Genomic DNA, 23,750 nt, shown 5'->3' with positions numbered 1-23,750 from the left:
CAAGCCTTCTATTGTAAGCCCGCGCACTCCCGATTAACATCCCTAAATTCAACTGGTATTACGGATTTAATTCGGTCTGCACCCGCTTTCCGTTGTGACTACCGTTGAATCTTCATGCGCCGTCCGGCACCCACGGTCGCCATCACTGCCAGCGCAAATCCGGCATTCACCCAGCTCAGCGGTTCGCCCAGCAGCACCGCCGCTCCCAGCAGACTCAGAAACGGCTGCAGCAGCTGAATCTGTCCGACCCGTGCGATACCGCCGGTCGCCAACCCTTTGTACCAGAACAAAAAACCGATGAACATCGAAAATACCGACACATAGGCGAAGCCACTCCAGGCCAGCGGCGAGGCGCTGATCACATGCGAACCTGCAACCCAGACAGTGACCAGCAGATTGAGCGGCAGCAATAGCACCAGCGCCCAGGAAATCACCTGCCAGCCGCCCATCGTCTGCGACAGGCGGCCACCTTCCGCATAACCGTAAGCGGCGGCAGCCACTGCACCCGCCAGCGCCAGATCAGCCCAGTGCCAGTGTCCCGCGCCTTGCAGCCATGCAAACCCGACCACCAGGCTGCTGCCCAGCACGGCCATGATCCAGAATCCGGCAGACGGACGCTCATGGAAACGCAAAGCGGCAAACAGCGCCGTTGCCAGCGGCAAAATACCGAGCACGATGGCGCCATGCGCCGCAGGAACCGTCTGCATCGCCACCGACGTCAGGATCGGGAATCCGAGGATCACGCCGGCTCCGCTCAACAAGAGAGCGCGGCATTGCGCCGCATCAGGAAACGCCACTCTTTGCTGCCATAGTAAGGCCGCCGACAGCAGCCCCGCCACCACCGCCCGTCCGCAAGCGACGAACAAGGGCGGCAATTCGGCCACCGCCAGCCGGGTAAACGGCAGCGTCAGGCTGAAAATCATCACGCCGGCCAGGCCCAGCCACATACCATGCGATTCCAGCCGTGCTGACGCCTCGCTGTGCGCCTCGTTGTGCGCCGCCATCAGCGTCGCGGGCAGAGCAACCGGCGCAGGCGATACGGATTGCGCGGACGGCAGCAATTCTGTCTCCGGATCATGTTTCATAACAGGCTCATCCAGATCGCCGTGGCTGCCAGCGACATGCCCATGCCCAGATTAAACAGCCGCAAACGCTGCCCGACCTGCAGCCATTCCCGCAATTGCTGCCCCATCCATGCCCACAGCAAGAGACTCAGCGCACTCGGCAAAGCAAAGCCCAGACTCATACAGCCCATGCGCGGCATGAAATCCTGCTGGCCGATTGCATAGGTGGAAGTGGCTGCCACCAGCATCATCCACGCCTTAGGATTGACCACCTGAAACAGCGCCGACTGCAGCAAAGTCATCGGCTGCATCCGCTGGCTGTCCGACAGTTGCGCCGAAAAACACAGACGCCATGCGAGCAGCAACAGGTAGCCATTTCCCAGCAGCTTCATGCCCCAGACCAGCGCCGGAGAACCCTGCAGCACCACCGCCCCGCCCATTCCCACCAGCCACATCATCAGCACAAAGCCAAAAGGCACGCCCATGACTTGCGGCAAAGCTGCACGCACCCCGTGGTTCACGCCGGTCGTGGCGGCAATCGCCACATTCGGGCCGGGCGTCAATGAGCCGATCCAGGCAAAAACAGAAAAAGCGATAAATTCAGTCAGCGGCACAGTCAAACTCCATTCACAATGCGATTCAGACAATTCTGCGCTGCAACCGGTACAGCGTCTTTCAGTCATCTCTGAGATTAAAATATACTCTGGGGGAGTATTTTAAAAAGCCCTTACTTTATCTTGAGATCAGCGACATTTTTAAAGATACTCCCTGATTTTTCCTTTTTTCTGCCATCAGGCCAGGTCTTCCAGCGCCGCCGGCACAGCGGCGCCTGGCAACACACCGCCTTCCGGCTGCGGCAATACTGTCAGCAACAGGCGGCTGGCCGCCGCATCGGTCTCGATCACCACGTGCCGCCGGGCTGGCAAATGCATGCGCTCACCGCCGGCCAGCCAGTAATCGTTTTCATCATCCGTCACGGTAATCCAGACCAGACCCGACTGCAGCTGCAGCAAGACAGGCTGCGCCGCCGTGATGGACAAAACTTCCCTGCCCTGTAAATCAAGTGCTGTACTGGTGTCGATGATCCGCATGGTCTCTCCCGAAAAGGCTTGTGTGCTGCAACATGGATTGCTCACTTTTTAGTCAGTGTTTGTGCTATCCTAAACGGAAAAACCAATACAGTACCAGTACACTAAAAGATATAATCATCACACTGTTACGGTCACTTTTCCGATACACATCTATCAACACGGAATAGCGGCCGTCACGCATTTTCCAGCACCACAGAGATCAGCCATGCAGACTCCTGCCTTTTTTATCTCCCGCGATTCCGGCGATTCGCTGGTCGAACAGATCGTGACGGCGGTTGCCAACCGGATCGACGACAAACTGCTCCGCACCGGCGCGCGCATGCCCTCGATACGGCAGTTTGCCGACGAGCAGTCGGTTTCCCGCTTTACGGTGGTCGAGGCGTATGACCGGCTGGTCGCCAAGGGGTATCTGGAATCCCGCCGTGGCGCCGGTTTTTTTGTCCGTGAACGCGCTTCCATGCTCAATGCGTCTCCGGCCACGCCGCTGCTGATACCGGGAACGCAACAGCTGGACGTGGTCTGGCTGGTACGCAATATGTTCCGGCAGCTGCCGCCGCAGAAAATGCCCGGTTCCGGCGTATTGCCGCATGACTGGCTGGATGGCGAGCTGGTCGCCAACGGCCTGCGCTCCATCAGCCGCCTGAATCAGAACCTGCTGCTGCATTACGGCACCCAGCAAGGCTTTCTGCCGCTGCGTCAGCAACTGCAGCTGAAACTGGCTGAACTCGAAATCGCCGCCGCACCGGAGCAGATTGTGATGACATCCGGCGTCACGCAGGCACTGGATCTGGTGGCGCGTGAATTCACCCAGCCCGGCGACACCATTTTTGTCGATGACCCGGCCTGGTTCCTGATGTTCGGCTCATTTGCCATCCTCGGCGCCAAAGTGATCGGCATTCCGCGGCTGCACGATGGCCCGGACGTCGCCAAGCTGGCAGAGCTGGCAGCGATCCACAAGCCCAAGCTGTACATCATCAACTCCGTGATGCATAACCCGACCTCGACCTCGCTGTCGGCCGCCAAAGCTTTTCAGGTATTAAAAACCGCGGAGCAGCATGATTTCATGATCGTGGAAGACGATATTTATTGCGACATGCACCCCGGCCCCGCCGTGCAGCCAGCCACCCGGATTTCGGCGCTGGACCAGCTCAACCGCGTGATTTATCTGGGCGGATTTTCCAAGACACTGGCAGCCAACCTGCGGGTCGGCTTCATCGCCACCTCGCCGGAGCTGGCGGTGCGGCTGGCGGACCGCAAAATGCTGTCCACCCTGACCACCACCGAAATCGGCGAACGCGTGGTCTACAAAATCCTGTCCGAAGGGCATTTCCGCAAGCATGTGGACCGCATCCGGGTCAAGCTCGACAGCGTACGGGACGACATCACCAAACGCCTTGAGCAACTCGGTATGAAAGTGGACTACCGCACCCCTGCCGGCATGTTCCTCTGGACCGAAACCGGAGCCGACACCAACAAGCTGACCGAAAAAGCGATGGAACAAGGCTTTCTGCTGGCGCCGGGCAGCCTGTTCTCACCGCACCAGACGCCGTCCACCAAGATGCGGATCAATATTGCCGCCATGTCCGATCCCGGCGTCTGGGAATTTCTCAAAAAAGAACTGCGCTAGCATCGCGCCACCAGCGTGACGCCCTGCCATCCGCGACGCCACGTCCTTGCGCCGGCGCTAGGATAAACAGGGCTAACTATGCTACATTCTTACCCTGTTCTGACCACGTTCAACACCGACTTCATGCCAACTCAACAAGACATCCTGCATTTACGGACCGGCGCGCTGCCGGTTGCGGCGCTGCCCGTCCGTTGCTGTTGTTGAACCTGCCTACAAGTCCGCCGATGTGAGCCTGCTCCATCGCGCACCGATTTCATTCTTCTCTCTATTTGCAAAAAAACGATGGACATACTGCTTTACGATAACTGGGAACGCCGCCTGCGCCCTTTCACACCACTGCGGAATGACTGGGTAGGCCTGTATTGCTGCGGCCCGACCGTGTATGACTACGCCCACATCGGCAACCTGCGCACTTACCTGTTTGAAGACCTGCTGCGCCGTACGCTGGAGTGGAACGGCTACACCGTGCGCCATGTCATCAACATCACCGACGTCGGCCATCTGGTGTCTGACGGCGACGACGGCGAAGATAAAATGGAAAAAGGCAGCCGCAAAGCCGGTGAATCGGCATGGCAGATTGCCGACCGGTTTACGGCTGCGTTCAAAAGCGATCTGCAAAGGCTGAACGTGCTGGAACCCGCGATCTGGTGCAAGGCCACCGACCATATCGCCGAGCAGATCGACTTTATCTCCTGCATAGAAAAAAACGGCTACACCTACCGCACCAGCGACGGCATCTATTTCGACACCAGCAAGCAGGATGACTACGGCTATCTGGCCCGTATCAAGCGTGATGCGATCAAGGCCGGCAGCCGCGTGGAACTTGGCGAAAAACGTCATGCCACCGACTTCGCGCTGTGGAAATTCAGCCCTGAAGGCGAACAGCGCCAGATGGAATGGGACAGCCCGTGGGGACGCGGCTTTCCGGGCTGGCATATCGAATGCTCGGCCATGTCCGCCAAATATCTGACGCCGTGGTTTGATATCCATTGCGGCGGCGAAGACCACATCGCGATTCATCACAGCAACGAGATTGCACAAAATCAGGCCTGCCACGGCACCCGTCTGGCGAACTTCTGGATGCATGGTTATTTCCTGCAAATTGATTCTGGCAAGATGTCCAAATCCAGCGGCGATTTCCTGCGCCTGCAAACCCTGCTCGACCAGCATATCGACCCGCTGGCTTATCGCTATCTGTGCCTGACCGCGCACTACCGCAGCCAGATGCAATTCAGCTTTGAAGCCCTGCAGTCTGCACAGACCGCTCTGCAACGCCTGCGTGACACCTTCTACGCATGGCCGGCCGGCGGCAGCGTGAATGCGGAGTTCAGGGAAAAATTCACCATCTTCATCAACGAAGACCTGAACGTGCCGCGGGCACTGGCACTGGTGTGGGAAATGCTGAAATCCGATATCAGCGATGCCGACAAAAAAGCCAGCATCGCCGAATTTGATCAGATTTTTGGTCTCGGTTTAGCAAACTGGGTGCCGCAAGCGCTGGAAATTCCAGCCGAAGTGCAAACGCTGGCAGAACAGCGCCAGGCCGCCCGCGCCGCCAAAAACTGGGCCGAAGCCGACCGCCTGCGCGCCGAACTGCATGCACTCGGATTCGAGGTCGAGGACAAAGCTGGCAGCATGAATATCAAACGGCTGTAATCCGGACAGCGGCATCTCCTGCCGCTCACCGGTTATCCTGACGAACGATCAAGTTGGTGAGCCAAATACCGGCTCATCCCGCCCCGCTGCACTAACACATCTTTTTTGGAGAATCTTGATGCCGCTTGTTACGCTAACCGTTCGTCATCCCAAGTCCGCCGCTTTCAAAACCGGCGTTTTGGACGCTGTACATGCTGCGCTGGTGGCATCAGGTGTTCCAGTCACAGACAAATTTCAACGCGTCATTGAGCTGGATGCAGAAAATTTTCGTTACGACCCGATGTATCCGGACCTGACGTCTGCGCGAACGGAGAATTTCATATTAATTGAAATTCTTTGGTCTGTCGGACGAAGCGTCAAAGTCAAAAAGAAACTGCTGGCAGGACTGATGGAAGATCTGTCCCATATGGGTTTGCACCCCGAAGACGTTATGGTGTGTTTCAAAGAAACGTCCTGGGAAAACTGGTCTTTCGGCGGTGGCCGGTTGATTCACACATAAACCTCAATCCGTATCCGGCAATAAGCGGTTTCTGCCGCGCATCACCGGATGCAGTATAACGATACTCACAACACCTGCTCCCACATCAGCTTCACGGTAGTCTGACCCGGTGTCAGGGTGCTGCGTTGCATGTTGTCACGGGTTTCCGGGTTGAGATAAGTCTGGCCGGAAATGGCTGACTGGTGTAATGCGTTGCTGACTGACAGCCGGATTTGCGTGCCTTTTCTGAGTTTCCACAGGCTGTACCAATCCAGGTTGCGGGCCACGCTTTTATAGGTGCTGAGTAGCGCGGAACCCTGCACCCGGCCTGCAGTTTGCAGATTGAAATTCATGCCGAGCGAATGGGTTTCACTGCGGCGGTAATCGAGCCCCAGATTAGCGGTCAGCGGCACTTGATTGTTGAGGCGATTGTCCGGCCCGGGCACGCTGTCCAGACGCGACCAGTTGCGCGCCGCGTTGATGCGCACATCGATCGCCGGTGCCTGACTGAACCAGAGTGTGAGCGGAAACCGGCTGTCCATTTCCAGACCATACACCTGCGCCCGGCCACGATTGTCCGGCGTCGTGATCCAGACGCCGTCCTGCTGGAATAAGGTATAGGTGGTCACGTTCTGAATCCGGCGCAGGAAAGCGGCAACGCTGAACATCGCCTGCGCGGCAAAATAATGTTCATAGGCGGCATCGAGCCCCCAGGCCAGTTCGGGCAGCAGATGCGGGTTACCCTGAAAGTCGGAGTTGTTCGGATTATTGTCATTGTTGACGGTGTAGCGGCGCGGCACCAGATTCCGGGTTTCCGGCGCTTTATAGGTGCGCGAGATGGCAAAGCGCAGCTGGTCTTTTTCGGTGCCGGGCAGTTTCCATACTGTCTGGAACACGGGGCTGAAGACGCTGGAACTGGTCTGCGTTCCGACAATCGTGCGGCCGGTGATGGCGGTACGCAAACCTTCCCAGCGCAACCCCAAGTAAGCCTGCCAGCGCGGACTGAACTCCCATTCATCCTGCGCAAACAGCGCCAGCCGCCGCACGTCAGCGCGATAATCTTCATCCAGAAAACCGACGCTGCCGGACAAATCGCCCGGCGTATTGTGATCGTATTGCAGACGCTGTTCGCTGCGACGGATCAGGCCGCCATCCCAGCCAAATGCCAGGCTGTGCGCATCATTCAGCCGGTATAGCCATTTGCCGCTGCTGATCAGATTCTGGTCGATCGCATCGGACACCACGTTGCGGATAAACGGCGTCGCAGCACCGGCCGGAAATCCGTCGAAATAATAATCGCTGTTGCGCTTGTTGTACTGCAAGCCGAGCCGCGTATCGAGCTTCATGTCGGCATTGAGCCGGTGCGTCCAGCTCAGATCGCTGCGCCAGCTGAGTACATCGGCGGCAAAGCGGTAATCGTTTTGCGGATAATCCGAGCTGCTGCCCTGTAATGTCTGTTCGGTATTTGCACCTGTCATGTGACTGCGGCTGTAGTCCAGCCAGTTCTGCCAGGTCAGCGGATCGCCCGCCGGCAGCGCCCACACCAGGCGCGGTGCCACGCTGATTTTGTCGGTATCGAACTGATAATGCTCATGGAATTCGCGCAGGATTGCCGGATTCCCCGCCGTATCATTGATGCGTTCCGACGTGACTGGCTCAGTCCCGCTGTGGCTGCGGATGACGGCCAGATTCAGCGAGTACGACAAGCCGTTATCGAGCTTATCAGCCAGCTCCAGACTGGCCTGTGGCGACCAGTGGCCACCGGATCCGGTGATGCCGGCTTTCCCGTTTTTCTGCGCGCGCTGGATTCCTTTACGCAACACGATATTGATGCTGCCGGCAATGCCCTGAGCGCTGCTGTCGGCAGTCTGGCTGCGTAAAATTTCGACACGCTCAATCAGTTCCGGCGACAGGCTGTCGATCGTGAAACCCGGCGCCACCGGGTCGCCGTTCAGCAATATCTGGGTGTAGCCGTTGCCCAGACCGCGCAGACGCAATTCGTTGCCGACCACCGAAACACCGGGCTGACGTTTCAGCACATCGGACAAGCTGGTATCGCCAAACTGCAACAACTGCTCACGCCCGATCACCACCCGCGCCACACTGGCATCGCGGCGCTGATTTTCGCTGGCAGATGCAGCAACCTCCACAGTCTGCACCGGGCTTTGCTGCACTTGCGGGTCCGCTCCGGCATACGCCGGCACCAGACCGTGTCCTGCCAGAACAGCCAATAATGCAATGCGCCCGCTATTCGCCACGCGAGATGGCGCCTGACCGGCAAGCCGGAGCCGCACGGTTCCCCCCAGAGCACCACAGTCAAAGGAGGCGGAAGGCCATATTGCAACCGGTCTGAAAATACTTCCGGCAGCAAATTTGAAAACGGACGGGGAAATCAGTGAAATCGGCATAAGCAAGGTAACGGCAGGCATCAGGCAAAACCCTTGCCCCGGAAAAATGATCAGGCTGGCAATTATCCGGTAAACGCATGGCAAATCAAGCAATATCTCTGAGGAAAAAGGGAGGCAGCAGCGCGCTGCCAGTCAGCGATGCCGGAAAGGAAAATTTTCAGAAAAAATGACAGAAATTGGGGAGTATCGTCCGAATTCACCTTGATGCCATTGAATTTAAAAGGGCTTTCAATATACTCCCCCTAGTATATTATCCAGCAAAACAGGTAAAAAGCGTCTGGCGGACTTATTCAACCGAAGGCATATATCTGGAAGGCTGAAGAAAATCACTGACAACCCGGGCAATATAGCCATCCGCATGCATGGCGGCCAATGCGGCAGACAACTGGCGCGATGTATTGGTCTGGGCAAAAGCCGGGCGCACCCGCAGCACATGCGCACCGTGAGCAATGACCACGCACTGCGCGCTTTGCAGATCGCTGCCATTTTTCTTTGCTGCGGCCTGCAATGCCGGCATACTGGCAACCACGCCGGAAATGCGTCCGGCCTGCAGCATCCGCAAACCACCATCCAGCGTACTAATTTCTACTTTCCGGATGCGCCCATCCTGTCCGAAAGTACCGTAAGTCATGCGCCGCATCATGCCTATCCCTTTTTGCTGCGACAGATGAATCACGTCCTCCAACGTGGTAATCGGCGTCTCGGTGTGCGCCACCACCACGATCGGGTAATGCGTCACATCGCCCAGGATCTGGCCTTCGTCATCGTTAAAATTTTCCCTGTGAGAAATGCTGTACGCCTCTTTGTCTGCGACAAATAACGTCAGATGACGCACGGTCGGCACAATAATCAGATTCAGGCTGATGCCGGTGCGCCTTTCCAGCTCATGGGCAATACGGATATTGATGCCATCTGCATGCCCGTCCTTATCCGTAAAATAAGCAAAAGGCGCGACATCGGTCAGATACAGATTCACAGCACCGGCAGACGGCGCCGTCAGCAGCATGGCTGTCACTAACAGCAACAGCCTTTTCCACATCAGCAGAGGACACAGCGGCATCATTGGAACAACCCATCCATTTATGATTGAAAATACAACCATAATCCAATGTAGAAAATGAATGATACAAATGCAATTATATTTTGATTTGCAATGCAACATCCGTCTCGACAGCTGATCAGCTTCCACCCAGGTCTTGAAATTTCCCGGATCACCCGCATTTCCGATCAGAACGCGCGCACGGGTTGCAACAACCATTATTGCAACCCGGCAATCTGCGGCGCGCCAGAATTCGATTGAATCTATTGAGGGAAATATGTCAGAAAAACAAACACTGGGCTTTCAGGCCGAAGTCAAACAGTTACTGCAATTGATGATCCACTCCTTGTATTCCAACAAGGAAATTTTTCTGCGCGAGCTGATCTCGAACGCCTCCGATGCCTCCGACAAACTGCGTTTTGAAGCCATCAACAACGCCGCTTTATTTGAAAACGATCCGGAACTCAGCATCAAGGTCAGCTTCGACAAAGCCGCCCGCACCATCACGATTTCCGATAACGGCATCGGCATGAGCAAGGAAGATGCGATTGCGCATCTGGGCACCATCGCCAAATCCGGCACCAAGGAATTTTTCGGCAAACTCTCAGGCGATCAGCAAAAAGATGCCGCCATGATCGGTCAGTTTGGTGTCGGTTTTTATTCCGGCTTTATCGTTGCCGACCGCATCACGGTCGAATCGCGCCGTGCCGGTCTGCCAGCCAGCGAAGGCGTGCGCTGGGAATCTGCCGGTGAGGGGGATTTCAGCGTCGAAGATATCGCCAAAGCCAGTCGCGGCACCGACATCATCCTGCATCTGCGCGAAGGCGAGGACGAATTCCTCTCCGCATGGAAACTGAAGTCCGTCATCCGCACCTACTCCGACCATATCTCTCTGCCGATCAAAATGCAAAAAGAAGAATGGGATGAAGAGAAAAAAGAACAGGTGCTGAAAGATGAACTGGAAACAGTGAATCAGGCCAGCGCATTGTGGGCGCGCAGCAAATCCGAAATTACTGCTGAGCAGTACGACGAATTCTACAAACACATTTCGCACGACTACACCGCCCCGCTGTCCCACACGCATAACCGCGTCGAAGGCCGCAGCGAATACACGCAACTGCTGTACATTCCGGCACGCGCACCGTTCGATCTGTGGGACCGCAACAAGCGCGGCGGCATCAAACTGTACGTCAAGCGCGTGTTCATCATGGACGACGCCGAGCAGCTGATGCCGGTATATCTGCGCTTTGTCAAAGGCGTCATCGACTCCAATGACCTGCCGCTGAATGTCTCGCGCGAGATCCTGCAGGAAAGCCGCGACATCAAGGCGATCCGCGAAGGTTCGACCAAGCGCGTGCTCGGCATGCTGGAAGACCTCGCCAATGCCGAAGGCGACGAAGCCGCAGAAAAACACGAAAAATATGCGACTTTCTGGAAAGAATTCGGCCAGGTATTGAAAGAAGGCATCGGCGAAGATCATGCCAACAAAGAACGCATCGCCAAGCTGCTGCGCTTTGCTTCAACGCACAACGACAGCGATGCGCAAACCGTGTCGCTGGCCGATTACCTCGCCCGTGCCAAAGAAGGCCAGGACAAGATTTACTACGTGACCGCAGAAAGCTATGCAACGGCGAAGAACAGCCCGCATCTGGAAATCTTCCGCAAGAAAGGCGTGGAAGTGCTGCTGCTGACCGATCGCGTCGATGAATGGATGCTGTCTTTCCTGACAGAATTTGAAGGCAAGGAACTGGCATCGGTTGCCAAAGGCGGCCTCGATCTGGGCCAGCTCGAAGACGAAGCCGAGAAAAAACAGCACGAAGAAACCGAAACCCAGTTCAAGGATCTGGTAGAGAAAATGAAGGCGGCGCTCGCCGACAAAGCGAAAGACGTGCGCGTGACCTTCCGCCTCACCGATTCGCCTGCCTGTCTGGTGGCTGACGAGCATGATTTGTCCGGTAATCTCGCCCGTATGCTGAAAGCCGCCGGTCAGGCAGCACCGGAATCCAAACCGATTCTGGAAATCAACCCGGATCATCCACTGGTGCAAAAGCTGAAATACGAAGAAGCGAAGTTCAACGACTGGTCACACATCCTGTTTGATCAGGCCTTGCTGGCAGAAGGCGGCAATCTGGCCGACCCAAGCAGTTTCGTCAAACGTCTGAATGAAATGTTGCTGGGCCGCTGACCTGTTTAACGGGCTGCACGCAAAACGGCAGCCTTTCATCACGCCAGTCCGGATATTTTCCATGCTCCGGACTGGCGGCTTTACCGGTTCTTTTCTGTTTCCCCTTTCCTTCCGGCAGCGCGGTGCTACACTGCACGGCATACAACCGTCTGCTTGCAGATCGGCGCACTGACCGGAATGCCAGACATGCCGGGTAGGTGTGCGAGACGGTTCATTTCAACCAGTCTTATCTGATGGAGCCACTCATGAAATACATTACCGGGTCTCTCTTGTTGGCAGGCGGTCTGTTACTCTCCGGCATCGCCAGCGCTGACAGTTATGTCGAACCGAAAATCACGCATGCCGCATTTGGCGATGTCAACATCGTGGTTCCCGTCACCAGCGGCGACTCTTCGGTCTGGCAACTGAAGCTGGCGAACATTCAGAACGCAATGAACGCGGCGCAACAATTTGGTGGCCACCTGTCGGTGAAGGTCGTGAATTACGGTCCCGGGCTTGAATTACTGGCTCAAAAGAATAACGGTATCGCCAAAGCAGTCAATGATTTACGTGCCAGAGGTGTGCAATTTTTGGTCTGCGACCAGACCTTGAAACGTATGAATCTCGACTTTCATACCCTGAATGCGGTTTCCGATGCGGATGTGGTTCCGGCAGGTTTTCTGGAAGTTGGCTGGCTGCAGACGCAGCAGTATAAAGTGGATCCGATGAACTGATGCGGCATTGGATTCACGCATTGCGTGGATCAGTCCGTCTCATTGATCTGCGTCCTGCGATACTTGTTGAGCTGACAAACCTGCAATCTCATGGCACCCGGCAGACCGCTATGAGATTGCGAATACGCAAGCTAATGCGAGATATGAGCGGCAGCCCCAGAACGCAGCCTTTACCGCCTATTATTATTTGGACGGGAATCGTCCATCGCGCTGCTGCTTTTTAAACCAGTCGTGCAGCATTTTTTCTTCGTATTCAAAACTGGTGTTGCCGGACGGAATGCGGATACCCATCATGAAATTCATATCTTTGATGTCTTCCTTGCCTTCAGCAATCACTTTTCCGGCGCCATCCGTCATCTGAAACTGAAGCTCCATACGGGGCCAGTACACATCCTTAATGATGCGGATATCGTTCATGCCGCCGCGCATCATCGGGCGCACATCTCCGGCCAGGTCCACGTCAGTCACCGTCACCTGCCATTTCACATCATCCGGCAGTTTTTTCGCCAGATCGGCAAAAACCAGCCCCAGCTCTTTGGTCACCCGGTCACGGAATACGTCACGGGTTTCATTCGTCGGCCGGATATCAGTATATTTTTCAGGCTCCTGCCAGGTCACGCTGACTTCCCCGGCATGGGCCAGCGGCGACAGCAGCGCGACCGATATCATCGCCAATAAGCGTCTGTTCATCTGTATTCTCCTTTTGAATGTCACAACCGCAATCTGCATTGTGCGCCGTTCTGAAACATAAAAAAAGCAGCCCGGGCAAGGCTGCTTTTTCAGGATCGTTGCGTCAGGCAACTCCGTCACACATCAGTGGGTGACGCGGGTGGTGCGGCCGTTCGACAACAGACGCACGCGGTCACCGACACGGAAGATTTCATCTGCATCCTGGGTAATCGCTTTCATATCGCCATTATCCAGCTTGACGGTGATTTCCAGCCCGCGCTGCTGGCTGTTTCTTTTTTCAATCGTCTGCCCCAGGATGCCGCCGGCAACTGCGCCGACTATCCCTGCGGCAATCGCGCCGTTACCCTGACCAATATTTGAACCGGCAGCGATGCCACCCAGCGCAGCGCCGGCTGCAGTACCGACACCGGTCTGCCCTTTATCAATCGTCACTTCACGCACCGATTCGACATAGCCCATGCGCACGCTTTGCTCATTCTGCGTCTGGCTGGAACGATAAACGCTGCCGGAATTCGATTGCGTTGCGCAACCGCCAAGTAATGCAACCGCTGCTACTGAGGTCACCATTGCAGTCATCCAGATCTTTTTCATTGCCATCTCCTTGCCGGGTTCCAATTAAAATACCATTCTATCGCTTGATAGCAGTGTCTGCCTAACGCAATCATCGGCATACTGGTTGACAAAAAAATCGCCGGTGATGCGCCATAATTGTTTCATCCTGTATCTGCCATGAACCGTTTATCCTCATGACCCACGTTACTGCACAAGCTCCATCTGCCGGACAAAACAATGCTGCCGGACAGCTTTCCGGCTTTCCGCCCGTCATTCATGCGGATACCCATACCCTGATACTGGGAAGTTTTCCTGGCAACGCATCGCTGCTGGCCGGGCAATATTATGCGTTCCGCCATAATCAGTTCTGGCGGCTGTTATCAGCGGTGGTGGAACGCGACCTGACTGCGCTCGATTACCCGGACAAGCTGGTGGCGCTACTGCAGCAAGGTATCGGCTTATGGGACATTTTCCGGCATTGCCAGCGGCAGGGGAGTCTGGATACAGCGATCCGCAACGGCGAACTGAATGATTTTTCCGCGCTGCATCAGCAATACCCCCTGTTGCAACGCGTCTGTTTTAACGGACAGACAGCAGCGCGGCTGCAACGCTGGTTCCGGGAACAGGGTTTTCAGACGCTGGTGCTGCCCTCGTCGTCACCGGCGCACGCAAGCAAATCATTTGCGCAGAAATGCCTTGAGTGGCAACAGCTGCGGCATGTTGCCGATGATCCGGCATCACCGCCGCAACCGGCAGCGCCAGACTCAGGGCAGAACTGACACATTCAGCGACAAACTTTTACATGAATCAACGCTCTGCACAAAGGCAAAAGGTAAAATAGCAAGATGCTTATCAAACGAAAATCGATCGAAGCCGAAAGCAATCTCCGCTCCGGCCCGGCCAAAGCGGCCACTGCCGCTAAAAAGCCACGCAAACCGAAGTTTGCTCCTGTAACGTTGTCTGAACTGGATGGCGTGCGTTTCCTGCATTTCGGCACCGAGTGGGTGCAGGGCGCGATGCGTCTGCGCAAGCCCGATGCCATTGAACTGGAATACGCACAGCAAATGATGCTGTGGATGTTGTTCCAGCCTGCGCCGCAGCACATCGTGCAACTTGGTCTTGGTACCGGCGCACTGACCAAATTCTGCTATCGGCAGTTTCCGCAGGCGCAGGTTACTGCGGTCGAACTGAATCCGTCCGTGATCGCTATTTGCGAGAGCATGTTCAAGCTGCCGCCGAACGATGACCGTCTGCAGGTCATTGAAATGGATGCCCTGGATTTCGTCAACGACGAAGCAAACAGCGACACCATCGACGTCTTGCAGATTGACCTCTATGACGCCACAGCCAAAGGACCGGTGCTGGATACGCCGGAATTTTACCGCGCCTGCGCCGCCTGCCTGAAAGCGGATGGCATCCTGACCATCAATCTGTTTGGCGACCATCCCAGCTATGCGCGCAATCTGAAAGCATTGCGCTATGCTTTTAATACCGTGTTATGTCTGCCGGAAGTGCATGACGGTAACGTGGTGGCAGTCGCTTTCCGGCAGCGCCCTGTGCTGGATTTCACCGCCTTGTACGCCAGAGCTGAAGAGATCAGAATGCAGACCAAATTACCCGCCAAATCCTGGGTCAACGGTCTGAAAGCAGCCTGCGACCCGGATTGACGAAACGCACCACGGCCATCTTCCCGAACCACGCATCATTTCACCGCCAGTCAGAACATATGAATACCAAAGTACACCGGCATCTGAACCTGCAGCAGATTTTCACCTGGATGATGTCGGACGGGCTGATTGCCAAAGAAGACGCCAAGGTCAAATTCAATGAAGCGCAGGGTATTCTCAAAAATGCGCCTTCCGCCATGCACCCGCTGACTGCGGCAGCACAATGCAAAATCATGTCGCAGAAAGCGCCGCATAAGTTGCTGACGCTGGACTGGCTGACCGAGTGGACAGCCAAAAAAGTGAATCTGCCGTTTTACCGCATTGATCCGCTGAAAATCGACTTCACCACAGTTTCCGATGTGATGTCTGCCACTTATGCCACCCGCTTCCATATTCTGCCGGTGGAAGCCAGCGGCAATACTGTGGTGGTGGCGACGACCGATCCGTTCAATGACGAATGGCAGTCCGAAATCACGCGCATTTCACGCAAGGAAATCCGCCTCGTGTTCGCCAATCCGCTTGAGATTGCCCAGTACACTGCGCAGTTTTTTTCGCTTGCCAAATCGATCAAGGATGCCCGCAAATCCAGCAATAATGATCTCGGCCTGCGACAAAATCTGGAACAGCTGGTAGAACTCGGAAAAAGTAATAAACAGGTTGATGCCAACGATCAGCACATCATCAACATCGTTGACTGGTTGTGGCAGTTTGCCTTTGACCAGCGTGCTTCCGACATCCATCTGGAGCCGAAGCGGGATATGGCGATCATCCGCTTCCGCATTGATGGCGTGCTGCATCAGGTGTATCAGGTGCCGGCCACCGTTATGATTGCGATGATTGCGCGGATTAAGCTGCTGGGGCGGATCGACGTGATCGAAAAACGCCGCCCGCAGGACGGCAGGATCAAGACCCGCACGGCTGACGGCCAGGAAATCGAATTGCGTTTATCGACACTGCCGACCGTGTTCGGTGAAAAAATGGTGATGCGTATTTTCGATCCCGACGTCGTAGTGAAAACCTTGCCTGAACTGGGTTTTCCGGATAACGATGCCAAACGCTGGGATGCGCTGACCAGCAAGCCGCACGGCATCATTCTGGTGACCGGTCCGACCGGCTCCGGCAAGACCACCACGCTGTACACCACCCTCAAGGCGCTGGCGACGTCTGATGTGAATGTCTGCACGGTGGAAGACCCGATTGAAATGGTGGAAGCCTCGTTCAATCAGATGCAGGTGCAGTCCTCGATTGAACTGGGATTTGCCGACGGCATCCGCGCCCTGATGCGGCAAGACCCGGACATCATCATGGTCGGTGAGATCCGCGATCTGGAAACGGCAGAAATGGCAGTACAGGCGGCACTGACCGGACATCTGGTGCTGTCCACCCTGCATACCAACGATGCGCCGTCCGCCATCATGCGGCTGCTGGAATTGGGCGTGCCTTACTACCTGCTGGAAGCGACCATGATCGGCATTCTGGCGCAGCGACTGGTCAGAACATTGTGTCCGCATTGCAAAACCGCCGATGCAGAAATGCCCGATCTGATCTGGGATTCGCTGGTCGAAGGCACCCTGCCAAAACCGGCTGTCACTTACCGCCCCGTAGGCTGCCCTGAATGCCGTCAGACCGGCTATCTGGGCCGTACCGGCATCTATGAATTGCTGACAGTTTCACAGGCCTTCAGCAAACTGATTACCGAAGAATCCGACATCCACGCCCTGCGCGACCAGAGCATCAGAGATGGCATGAAACCCTTGCGCATCGCCGGTGCCGATAAGGTCCGGGAAGGCGTCACAACGATCGAGGAAGTGCTGAAAGTCACCTCCGCCTTATTCTGACACTGATGCTGAACAGGCCTGTTGCATCCGGCAGGCCTATACAAACATGACGGCAACCGGTGAGTGAAACCGGTTGCCGTTTTCATTTCAGCCACATGCAGACATCACTGCCACGTGAAGCGGCGGGCGTACCAGTTTTTCATCAGCTGCGTCAGAACCATATATGCCAGCAGCATGGCGGCAAGCCAGGGAAAATAAGCAGGCGGCAGGCTAACGAATTTAAAGTAAGAACCCAGCGGAGACAGCGGCAGCAGAATACCTGCCAGCATGACTGACGCGGTCGTCAGCAGCATCGGCCAGGCAGCCCGGCTCTCGATGAACGGAATTTTCCGGGTACGGATCAGATGCACAATCAGCGTCTGCGACAGCAACCCCTCCACAAACCAGCCCGACTGGAAAAACGCCTGCGCTTCCAGGGTATTGGCATCAAATACAAACCACAGCAAAGCAAACGTCAGCACATCAAACAGGGAACTGACGGGGCCGAAGAAAACCATGAACCGTCCCAGATCGGAAGGATCCCAATGCTGCGGCTTCTGCAAAAACTCCTGATCCACATGATCGAATGGAATCGCGATCTGCGAAATATCGTAAAACAGATTCTGTACCAGTAACTGCACCGGCAGCATCGGCAAAAAAGGCAAAAAGGCGCTCGCGATCAGCACCGAAAACACATTGCCGAAATTGGAGCTGGCAGTCATCTTGATGTACTTGAGCATGTTGGCAAAGGTCTTGCGGCCTTCAATGACACCCTCTTGCAGAATCATGAGGCTTTTTTCAAGCAGGATAATATCCGCCGCTTCCTTGGCGATATCCACCGCCGTGTCGACTGAAATGCCGATATCGGCAGCCCGCAATGCCGCCGCATCGTTAATACCATCGCCCATGAAACCGACCACGTGTCCCTGCTGGTGCAACACACGCACGATCCGTTCCTTGTGAATCGGACTCAGTTTGGCAAATACTGTCGTCTGCTCCGCAACCCGCGCCAGCTCTGCGTCATCCATCATTTCAATTTCCGAACCCAGCTTCATACCGGTTACCGGCAGCCCTACTTCGCGGCAAATTTTGGCGGTCACCAGCGCATTGTCACCGGTCAGGATTTTAACTTCAATTCCATTTTCCTTCAGCGCGAGAATGGCCGGCGCGGTCGATTCTTTCGGCGGATCGAGAAAGGCAATGTATCCCATCAGCACCATGTCGCTTTCATCGCTGACGCTATATGTCACCTTGTCAGGCGGCAGATGTTTGGCTGCAACGGCGACCACCCGCAAACCTTCTCCATTCAGCTGACCGGTGACGGTCTTTAACTGCGTCAGTAAATCCGGCATCAGCTTTTGCGTACCGTCAGTCACCGCTACTTCGCTGCAGGCAGCCAGGATTTCCTCCACCGCGCCTTTGCAGATCAGCAGATGACCGTCATCTTTTTCCTCGACGATTACCGACATGCGGCGACGGTTGAAATCAAAAGGAATTTCATCGATTTTCTGATAGCGTCCGGTCACAGCATCCAGCGCTGCGCCGCTCATGTTTTCCAGCACTGCGACGTCCAGCAGGTTTTTCAGCCCGGTCTGGTAATAGCTGTTCAGGCAGGCATATTGCAATACCTTTTCCGACTCCTTGCCGAACGCATCGGTATGACGTGCGAGAAAAATCTTATCCTGCGTCAGCGTGCCGGTTTTATCGGTACACAGCACATCCATCGCACCAAAATTCTGGATCGCATCCAGCCGTTTGACGATGACCTTCTGACGCGACAACACAACAGCGCCTTTGGCCAGCGTCGATGTGACAATCACGGGCAGCATTTCCGGCGTCAGCCCGACAGCAATCGACAGGGAAAACAAAAACGCTTCCAGCCAGTCGCCCTTGGTCAGTCCGTTAATCAGGAACACGGCAGGCGTCATCACCATCATGAAGCGGATCAGCACCCAGCTGACTTTATTGACCCCCGCCTGAAATGCTGTCGGACCACGGTCAGTCGCAGTCACTCTCTCTGCCAGCGTGCCGAAATACGTGTGCGCACCGGTCGCCAGCACCACGGCGGTGGCGGTGCCGCTCACGACACTGGTTCCCATGAAACACAGATTATCCAGTTCCAGCGGATTCGCTGACGGCGGCCCCTGATCTTCGGGGAATTTTTCCACCGGCAATGATTCACCCGTCATCGCAGCCTGACTCACAAACAGATCGCGGGCAGTCAGAATACGGACATCGGCGGGAATCATGTCGCCGGCAGACAAGGTAACGACATCACCCGGCACCAGCAGTTTCATCGGTATCTCAACCCGGCGGACGCCATGCGGATGCAGCTGCACATCAAAATACTTCCGGGCATCGGCTGCCGCCTCTTCGGCCAAATCGTGCCGCATGACCGTTGCAGTGTTACTGACCATGGCCTTGAGTTTTTCGGCTGCGTGATTCGACCGCGCTTCCTGCACATAACGCAAGACGGTGGACAGCGCCACCATCGCCGAAATCACAATCGTCGCCTTCATGTCATCCGTGACGTAGGACACGATCGCCAGCACGGTCAACAGCAGATTGAAAGGATTGCGGTAACAGCTCCAGAAATGCTGCCACCACGGCAGGGGTTTCTGCTGGTCGATCACATTCAGACCATATTGCTGCTGCCGGATACCGGATTCGATGTCGGTCAGACCGTCGTACCGGCTTTCCAGCGTGCGCAGCAACACCTCGGGCGCAGCGGCTGAAGCCTGTTGCAAATGATCGGACAGCGCGGAAGGCAACTCCTTGTCGGCCGACGCGCCAAATACAGTATCCAGAATACTGAAGCGCCGGAAATGATGCCCCATGCCGTGGGCGTGGATGAAGCGGCCAAATGTCTCTTTCAGAAAATTCAGATTCATCACACTCTCATTCAGTCAACCGGCGGCAATCGCTGAACCGGGTAAAGCATCCTTCGGTATTTTTTCTGACCACCCCGCGCCGGATAAGGAAATCCGGGCAAGGAAATCGGAGTCAGCCACCACAATCCATTATTCACCGTTGCCATGACATAGCCATTACCTGCCGCGATCCCGAGGCCTGCAACAGCGTACCGGGTCTAGCTCTGCCAGGAAAAGCGAAAGCCGCAAGGCAGATTGCGGCGGCGTTCCAGATAAAATGCGCGGGCCGCGGCAATGCCGTCGGCGACTTGCGGATAGGTCAGCCGCATCCGCAATTCCTGATGCAGCCGCCGGTTATCCAGACGGCGGGATTCGGACATGAAAGATAACAATACCGGGGAAACCTGCTGAGCCAATTCTGCGCGCGGCAACCGCGGCGGCCGCGGCATTTCCATCGCGTCGGCCACCAGATCAAAATATGCCCCCATTTTCAGCTCACTGTTATCGACGGCATGGTATACCCGCTGCGGTCTGGCACGAAACAGGGTGAGCCGGATCAGGCGCGCCAGGTCATCGGCATGAATGTGATTGGTGTACACGTCATCCGATTCTGCCAGCGCCGGTGTTGCCTTTTCCAGACGTTCCAGCGGCAGGCGGTCGGTCGCATAAATACCCGGCACCCGCAAAATGGCAAGCTGTGACTGCGACTGCAATGCCCAGCGGCGCAGCCATTGCTCCGCCGCGACGCGCCGCACGGCACGGGCATTTTGCGGACGCACGGGATGCGTTTCATCCAGCCTTGCGCCGGCGCAATCGCCATACACCCCGGTCGTGCTGACGTAAACAAGGCGGCTCTTGTCAGGTAAAATGGTGGTCAGATGACGGGTGCGCTGATCCCCGCTGCCGTCTGCACGCGGCGGCGCCAGATGCACAATGTGATGCGCCAGCCCCGCTAAGCGCCGCAGGGTGTCCGGCTGATCCAGGTCAGCCACCACCGGAATGGCTCCCGCAGCGCGCAATTCGGCGCAACGCGCCGGCTGGCTGGTCACGGCATAAACGCGGAAGGTATCGCGCACCAGCGGCAACAGGCGCATGCCGACATCACCGCAACCGATAATCAGCAAGCGTGGCCTGCCCCATTTTTTTAATTGTTTTTTCATATCCAGAATTGTATGACTTTTCAAGTAACTGTTACTCCCAGCGGCCATCAATTTAGTTGCGAAGCCGACGAAACCGTGCTGAATGCGGCGTTACGCGCCGGCATCGGTCTGCCCTATGGCTGCAAAAACGGCGCCTGCGGTTCCTGCAAGGGCAAAATTATTGCCGGTAGTGTGGCACATGGACATCATCAGCAACGCGCTTTGCCCGAGCTTGAGGCAGCGCAAGGAATGTCTTTATTCTGCTGCGCAAAGCCGCAAAGCGATCTGACGATTGAAGCGCGTGAAATCGTTGCCAGCGGAGAGTATCCGGTCAAGAAAATGCCAACCCGCATCGCAAAGCTGGAAAAGCTGTCCGACGATGTGATGCTGATCGCTTTGCAGCTGCCCGCCAACGAACGCCTGCAGTACCGCGCCGGCCAGTACATCGAATTCATGCTGCGCGATGGCAAGCGCCGCAGCTACAGCATGGCGAACGCACCGCATAATGACGAGCACATCACGCTGCATATCCGTCACATGCCGGGCGGCCTGTTTACCGATCAGGTTTTTTCGACCATGAAAGAGCGTGACATTCTGCGCTTTGAAGGCCCGCATGGCAGTTTCTTCCTGCGCGAAGACAGCGATAAACCGGTGATTCTGCTGGCGTCCGGCACGGGTTTTGCACCGGTCAAGGCGATCATGGAACACCTGATCTATCTCGAATCGCCCCGCCCGGTGACGCTGTACTGGGGCGGCCGCCGTCCTGCCGATCTGTACATGAACGCCCTGTGCGAAGAATGGGCAGGCAAGCTGCCGCACTTCAAGTACGTGCCGGTCATTTCCAATGCCGCTGGCGATGACCACTGGACTGGCCGCACCGGTTTTGTCCATCAGGCCGTGATGCAGGATTTCCCCGATCTGTCGGGCCATCAGGTGTATGCCTGCGGTGCGCCGGTGGTGATCGAATCGGCGCAACGCGATTTTGTTGCCCAGTGCCAGTTGCCGAAAGAGGAATTTTTCGCCGACTCATTCACCTCAGAAGCCGATCTGGCCAGCTGATGTCTCCCGCCGGCAGCGCGCTGTGAACCGTGCGCTGCCGGATGAATGCCATTTCACCCGCCAATAGCGGTCAGGAAAATAATCGCATTTTTACGGTGTCTGCATGAGACCCTGCCGGCAGAAACAAGGTGACCCAGCCGGGTATCTGCCAGCTCATTTGTTTTTATTTTATCAACATCAAATTTTTCACGGATTTTCTGAAAATTTATTTTGACGCAGTGCGCAAAAAGTCCTACTATCCGCTGTATGAAAAATTTCCCTGACATGTCTTCACCAAATATCGTGCGACGTCGCCGCTCACCAGATGAGCCTGGGCGGATGTGTCAGCGTACCTGCGCGTCGTAAAGACCGCCGTATCAGACCCCAGCCACAGGCCATTCCTGTGGTTTTTTTTCGCCTTTGTTTTATCCTTGTTTGTCCCACACATCTGTTCGTTTGCATAAGGAGCCTAGAAATGGAATTCAGCCAGTACAACGTCAATTCTCTGATGTACATCACGCCGCGTCCGGAAATCGTCTTTACCGAAGGCCGTGGCATGTGGCTGACTGACAATAACGGCAAGCGCTATCTGGATTATCTGCAGGGCTGGGCGGTGAACTGTCTCGGCCATTGCCCTGCCGTGATTCACGAAGCGCTGGTGGCGCAATCGCAAAAACTGCTGAATCCTTCCCCGGCTTTCTATAATGCGCCGATGGTGGAACTGGCGACTATGCTGACGCAGCAATCCTGTTTTGACCGCGTATTTTTCACCAACAGCGGCGCGGAAGCCAACGAAGGCGCCGTCAAACTGGCGCGCAAATGGGGTCAGCTGAACAAAAACGGCGCTTACGAAATCATTACCTTTGACCACGGCTTCCACGGCCGCACGCTGGCAATGATGTCGGCGTCCGGCAAGCCAGGCTGGGACACGATTTTCGCGCCGCAGGTCAGCGGCTTCCCGAAAGCAGATCTGAACGATATTGCATCCGTCGAAAAACTGATTACCGATAAAACCGTCGGCGTCATGCTTGAGCCGGTACAGGGCGAAGGCGGTGTGATTCCTGCCAGCCGCGAATTCATGCAGGCATTGCGTGCGCTGACTGAAAAACACGGCATCCTGCTGATCGTGGACGAGGTACAGACCGGCATGGGGCGTACCGGCGAATTGTTTGGCTACCAGTTGTCCGGAATCGAGCCGGACATCATGACACTGGCAAAAGGCATTGGCGGCGGCGTGCCGCTGGGCGCCCTGCTGTGCCGTGAAGAGGTGGCTTGTTTTGTCCCCGGCGACCAGGGCGGTACATACAATGGCGCACCGCTGATGACCGCGGTTGGCATTGCCGTGCTCAAGACCGTGGGCCAGCCGGAATTTCTCGCTGCTGTGAAAGAAAGCGGCGCCTATCTGAGCCAGCAACTGATGAAACTTTCTGACGATTTCGGTTTGCAGGGCGAACGCGGCGAAGGTCTGTTGCGCGCGCTGAAGCTGGGGCAACCGATCGGTGCGCAGATTGTCGAAACCGCACGTAACATGGAACCATTTGGCCTGCTGCTGAATTCACCGCGTCCTGACCTGCTGCGTTTCATGCCGGCACTGAACGTCAGCAAAGAAGAAATTGACCAGATGCTGGCGATGCTGCGCGAGATACTGGCACAGATCAAAAAATAAATTTTTCCATCAGCGGATGGTTTCTTCAGAAGGCAGCTACGGCTGCCTTT

Annotated in this window: 19 protein-coding genes; 10 read left to right on the top strand and 9 right to left on the bottom strand. The window is 56.0% G+C overall.

Annotation, left to right across the window (positions count from 1 at the left end; translation table 11 throughout):
- Positions 1 to 98 precede the first annotated feature (98 nt).
- The 3 genes from H8K27_RS15570 to H8K27_RS15560 form a co-directional block, all read right to left on the bottom strand.
- Entirely contained in the window at positions 99 to 1,004 is a 906-nt protein-coding gene (locus H8K27_RS15570) for a DMT family transporter (RefSeq protein WP_186864116.1), read from the bottom strand.
- A gap of 77 nt (positions 1,005 to 1,081) precedes the next feature.
- Positions 1,082 to 1,678, bottom strand: coding sequence for a LysE family translocator (locus H8K27_RS15565; protein ID WP_186864090.1), 597 nt, complete (start codon positions 1,676 to 1,678; stop codon positions 1,082 to 1,084).
- Between the two features lie 177 nt (positions 1,679 to 1,855).
- Positions 1,856 to 2,155: a DUF2917 domain-containing protein gene (locus H8K27_RS15560; RefSeq protein WP_186864089.1), complete on the bottom strand. Its 300-nt coding sequence runs from the start codon at positions 2,153 to 2,155 to the stop codon at positions 1,856 to 1,858.
- A 205-nt stretch (positions 2,156 to 2,360) separates the two neighbouring features.
- Here H8K27_RS15560 and H8K27_RS15555 point away from each other — a divergent pair, with 205 nt between their 5' ends.
- From H8K27_RS15555 to H8K27_RS15545, 3 genes are all read left to right on the top strand, one after another.
- Positions 2,361 to 3,782, top strand: coding sequence for an aminotransferase-like domain-containing protein (locus H8K27_RS15555; RefSeq protein ID WP_186864088.1), 1,422 nt, complete (start codon positions 2,361 to 2,363; stop codon positions 3,780 to 3,782).
- A 282-nt stretch (positions 3,783 to 4,064) separates the two neighbouring features.
- Positions 4,065 to 5,438 carry a cysteine--tRNA ligase gene (cysS, locus tag H8K27_RS15550; RefSeq protein ID WP_186864087.1) on the top strand — a complete coding sequence of 458 codons (1,374 nt, stop codon included), beginning with the start codon at positions 4,065 to 4,067 and terminating at the stop codon, positions 5,436 to 5,438.
- Positions 5,439 to 5,556: 118 nt separating this feature from the next.
- Positions 5,557 to 5,937: a tautomerase family protein gene (locus H8K27_RS15545; RefSeq protein ID WP_186864086.1), complete on the top strand. Its 381-nt coding sequence runs from the start codon at positions 5,557 to 5,559 to the stop codon at positions 5,935 to 5,937.
- Between the two features lie 65 nt (positions 5,938 to 6,002).
- On the opposite strand, the gene H8K27_RS15540 is transcribed toward H8K27_RS15545, so the two are convergent.
- Both H8K27_RS15540 and H8K27_RS15535 read right to left on the bottom strand, forming a co-directional pair.
- Positions 6,003 to 8,210 carry a TonB-dependent receptor plug domain-containing protein gene (locus H8K27_RS15540; protein ID WP_186864085.1) on the bottom strand — a complete coding sequence of 736 codons (2,208 nt, stop codon included), beginning with the start codon at positions 8,208 to 8,210 and terminating at the stop codon, positions 6,003 to 6,005.
- Positions 8,211 to 8,610: 400 nt separating this feature from the next.
- A complete protein-coding gene (locus H8K27_RS15535) occupies positions 8,611 to 9,348 on the bottom strand; it encodes a substrate-binding periplasmic protein (RefSeq protein ID WP_186864084.1) in 738 nt (245 codons plus the stop codon).
- 292 nt (positions 9,349 to 9,640) lie between these two features.
- Here H8K27_RS15535 and htpG point away from each other — a divergent pair, with 292 nt between their 5' ends.
- A complete protein-coding gene (gene htpG, locus H8K27_RS15530) occupies positions 9,641 to 11,548 on the top strand; it encodes a molecular chaperone HtpG (RefSeq protein ID WP_186864083.1) in 1,908 nt (635 codons plus the stop codon).
- 245 nt (positions 11,549 to 11,793) lie between these two features.
- The gene (locus tag H8K27_RS15525; protein WP_186864082.1) at positions 11,794 to 12,261 is read left to right on the top strand and encodes a DsrE family protein; all 468 of its coding nucleotides are present in this window, start codon (positions 11,794 to 11,796) and stop codon (positions 12,259 to 12,261) included.
- A gap of 183 nt (positions 12,262 to 12,444) precedes the next feature.
- Here H8K27_RS15525 and H8K27_RS15520 read toward each other — a convergent pair whose 3' ends face one another.
- A complete protein-coding gene (locus H8K27_RS15520; protein ID WP_186864081.1) occupies positions 12,445 to 12,951 on the bottom strand; it encodes a DUF3016 domain-containing protein in 507 nt (168 codons plus the stop codon).
- A gap of 123 nt (positions 12,952 to 13,074) precedes the next feature.
- The gene (locus H8K27_RS15515; protein ID WP_186864080.1) at positions 13,075 to 13,542 is read right to left on the bottom strand and encodes an outer membrane lipoprotein; all 468 of its coding nucleotides are present in this window, start codon (positions 13,540 to 13,542) and stop codon (positions 13,075 to 13,077) included.
- Between the two features lie 155 nt (positions 13,543 to 13,697).
- Here H8K27_RS15515 and H8K27_RS15510 point away from each other — a divergent pair, with 155 nt between their 5' ends.
- From H8K27_RS15510 to tfpB, 3 genes are all read left to right on the top strand, one after another.
- On the top strand, positions 13,698 to 14,282 hold the full coding sequence (locus tag H8K27_RS15510; RefSeq protein WP_186864079.1) for a DNA-deoxyinosine glycosylase: 585 nt from the start codon (positions 13,698 to 13,700) through the stop codon (positions 14,280 to 14,282).
- A gap of 66 nt (positions 14,283 to 14,348) precedes the next feature.
- Positions 14,349 to 15,170, top strand: a complete 822-nt coding sequence (locus H8K27_RS15505) for a spermine/spermidine synthase domain-containing protein (RefSeq protein WP_186864078.1) — start codon at positions 14,349 to 14,351, stop codon at positions 15,168 to 15,170.
- Positions 15,171 to 15,229: 59 nt separating this feature from the next.
- Entirely contained in the window at positions 15,230 to 17,008 is a 1,779-nt protein-coding gene (gene tfpB, locus H8K27_RS15500; RefSeq protein WP_186864077.1) for a type IV pilus assembly ATPase TfpB, read from the top strand.
- Positions 17,009 to 17,112: 104 nt separating this feature from the next.
- Here the strand turns inward: tfpB and mgtA are convergent, their stop codons facing one another.
- Both mgtA and H8K27_RS15490 read right to left on the bottom strand, forming a co-directional pair.
- Positions 17,113 to 19,878 carry a magnesium-translocating P-type ATPase gene (gene mgtA / locus H8K27_RS15495; protein WP_186864076.1) on the bottom strand — a complete coding sequence of 922 codons (2,766 nt, stop codon included), beginning with the start codon at positions 19,876 to 19,878 and terminating at the stop codon, positions 17,113 to 17,115.
- A gap of 197 nt (positions 19,879 to 20,075) precedes the next feature.
- Positions 20,076 to 21,017 (bottom strand): SDR family oxidoreductase, encoded by a 942-nt coding sequence (locus tag H8K27_RS15490; protein WP_186864075.1) that lies wholly within the window; start codon positions 21,015 to 21,017, stop codon positions 20,076 to 20,078.
- A 12-nt stretch (positions 21,018 to 21,029) separates the two neighbouring features.
- Here H8K27_RS15490 and H8K27_RS15485 point away from each other — a divergent pair, with 12 nt between their 5' ends.
- Positions 21,030 to 22,055, top strand: a complete 1,026-nt coding sequence (locus H8K27_RS15485; RefSeq protein ID WP_186864074.1) for a CDP-6-deoxy-delta-3,4-glucoseen reductase — start codon at positions 21,030 to 21,032, stop codon at positions 22,053 to 22,055.
- A 454-nt stretch (positions 22,056 to 22,509) separates the two neighbouring features.
- Complete coding sequence (locus tag H8K27_RS15480) at positions 22,510 to 23,700, top strand: acetylornithine transaminase (RefSeq protein WP_186864073.1); 1,191 nt, start codon at positions 22,510 to 22,512, stop codon at positions 23,698 to 23,700.
- Positions 23,701 to 23,750 lie beyond the last annotated feature (50 nt).

It is taken from the genome of Cognatundibacterium griseum (assembly GCF_014284195.1).
Lineage (GTDB): Bacteria > Pseudomonadota > Gammaproteobacteria > Burkholderiales > Burkholderiaceae_D > Undibacterium > Undibacterium griseum.
The sequence above is the reverse complement of the archived record's forward strand: the minus strand, read 5'-3'. Positions and strand labels throughout refer to the sequence as shown.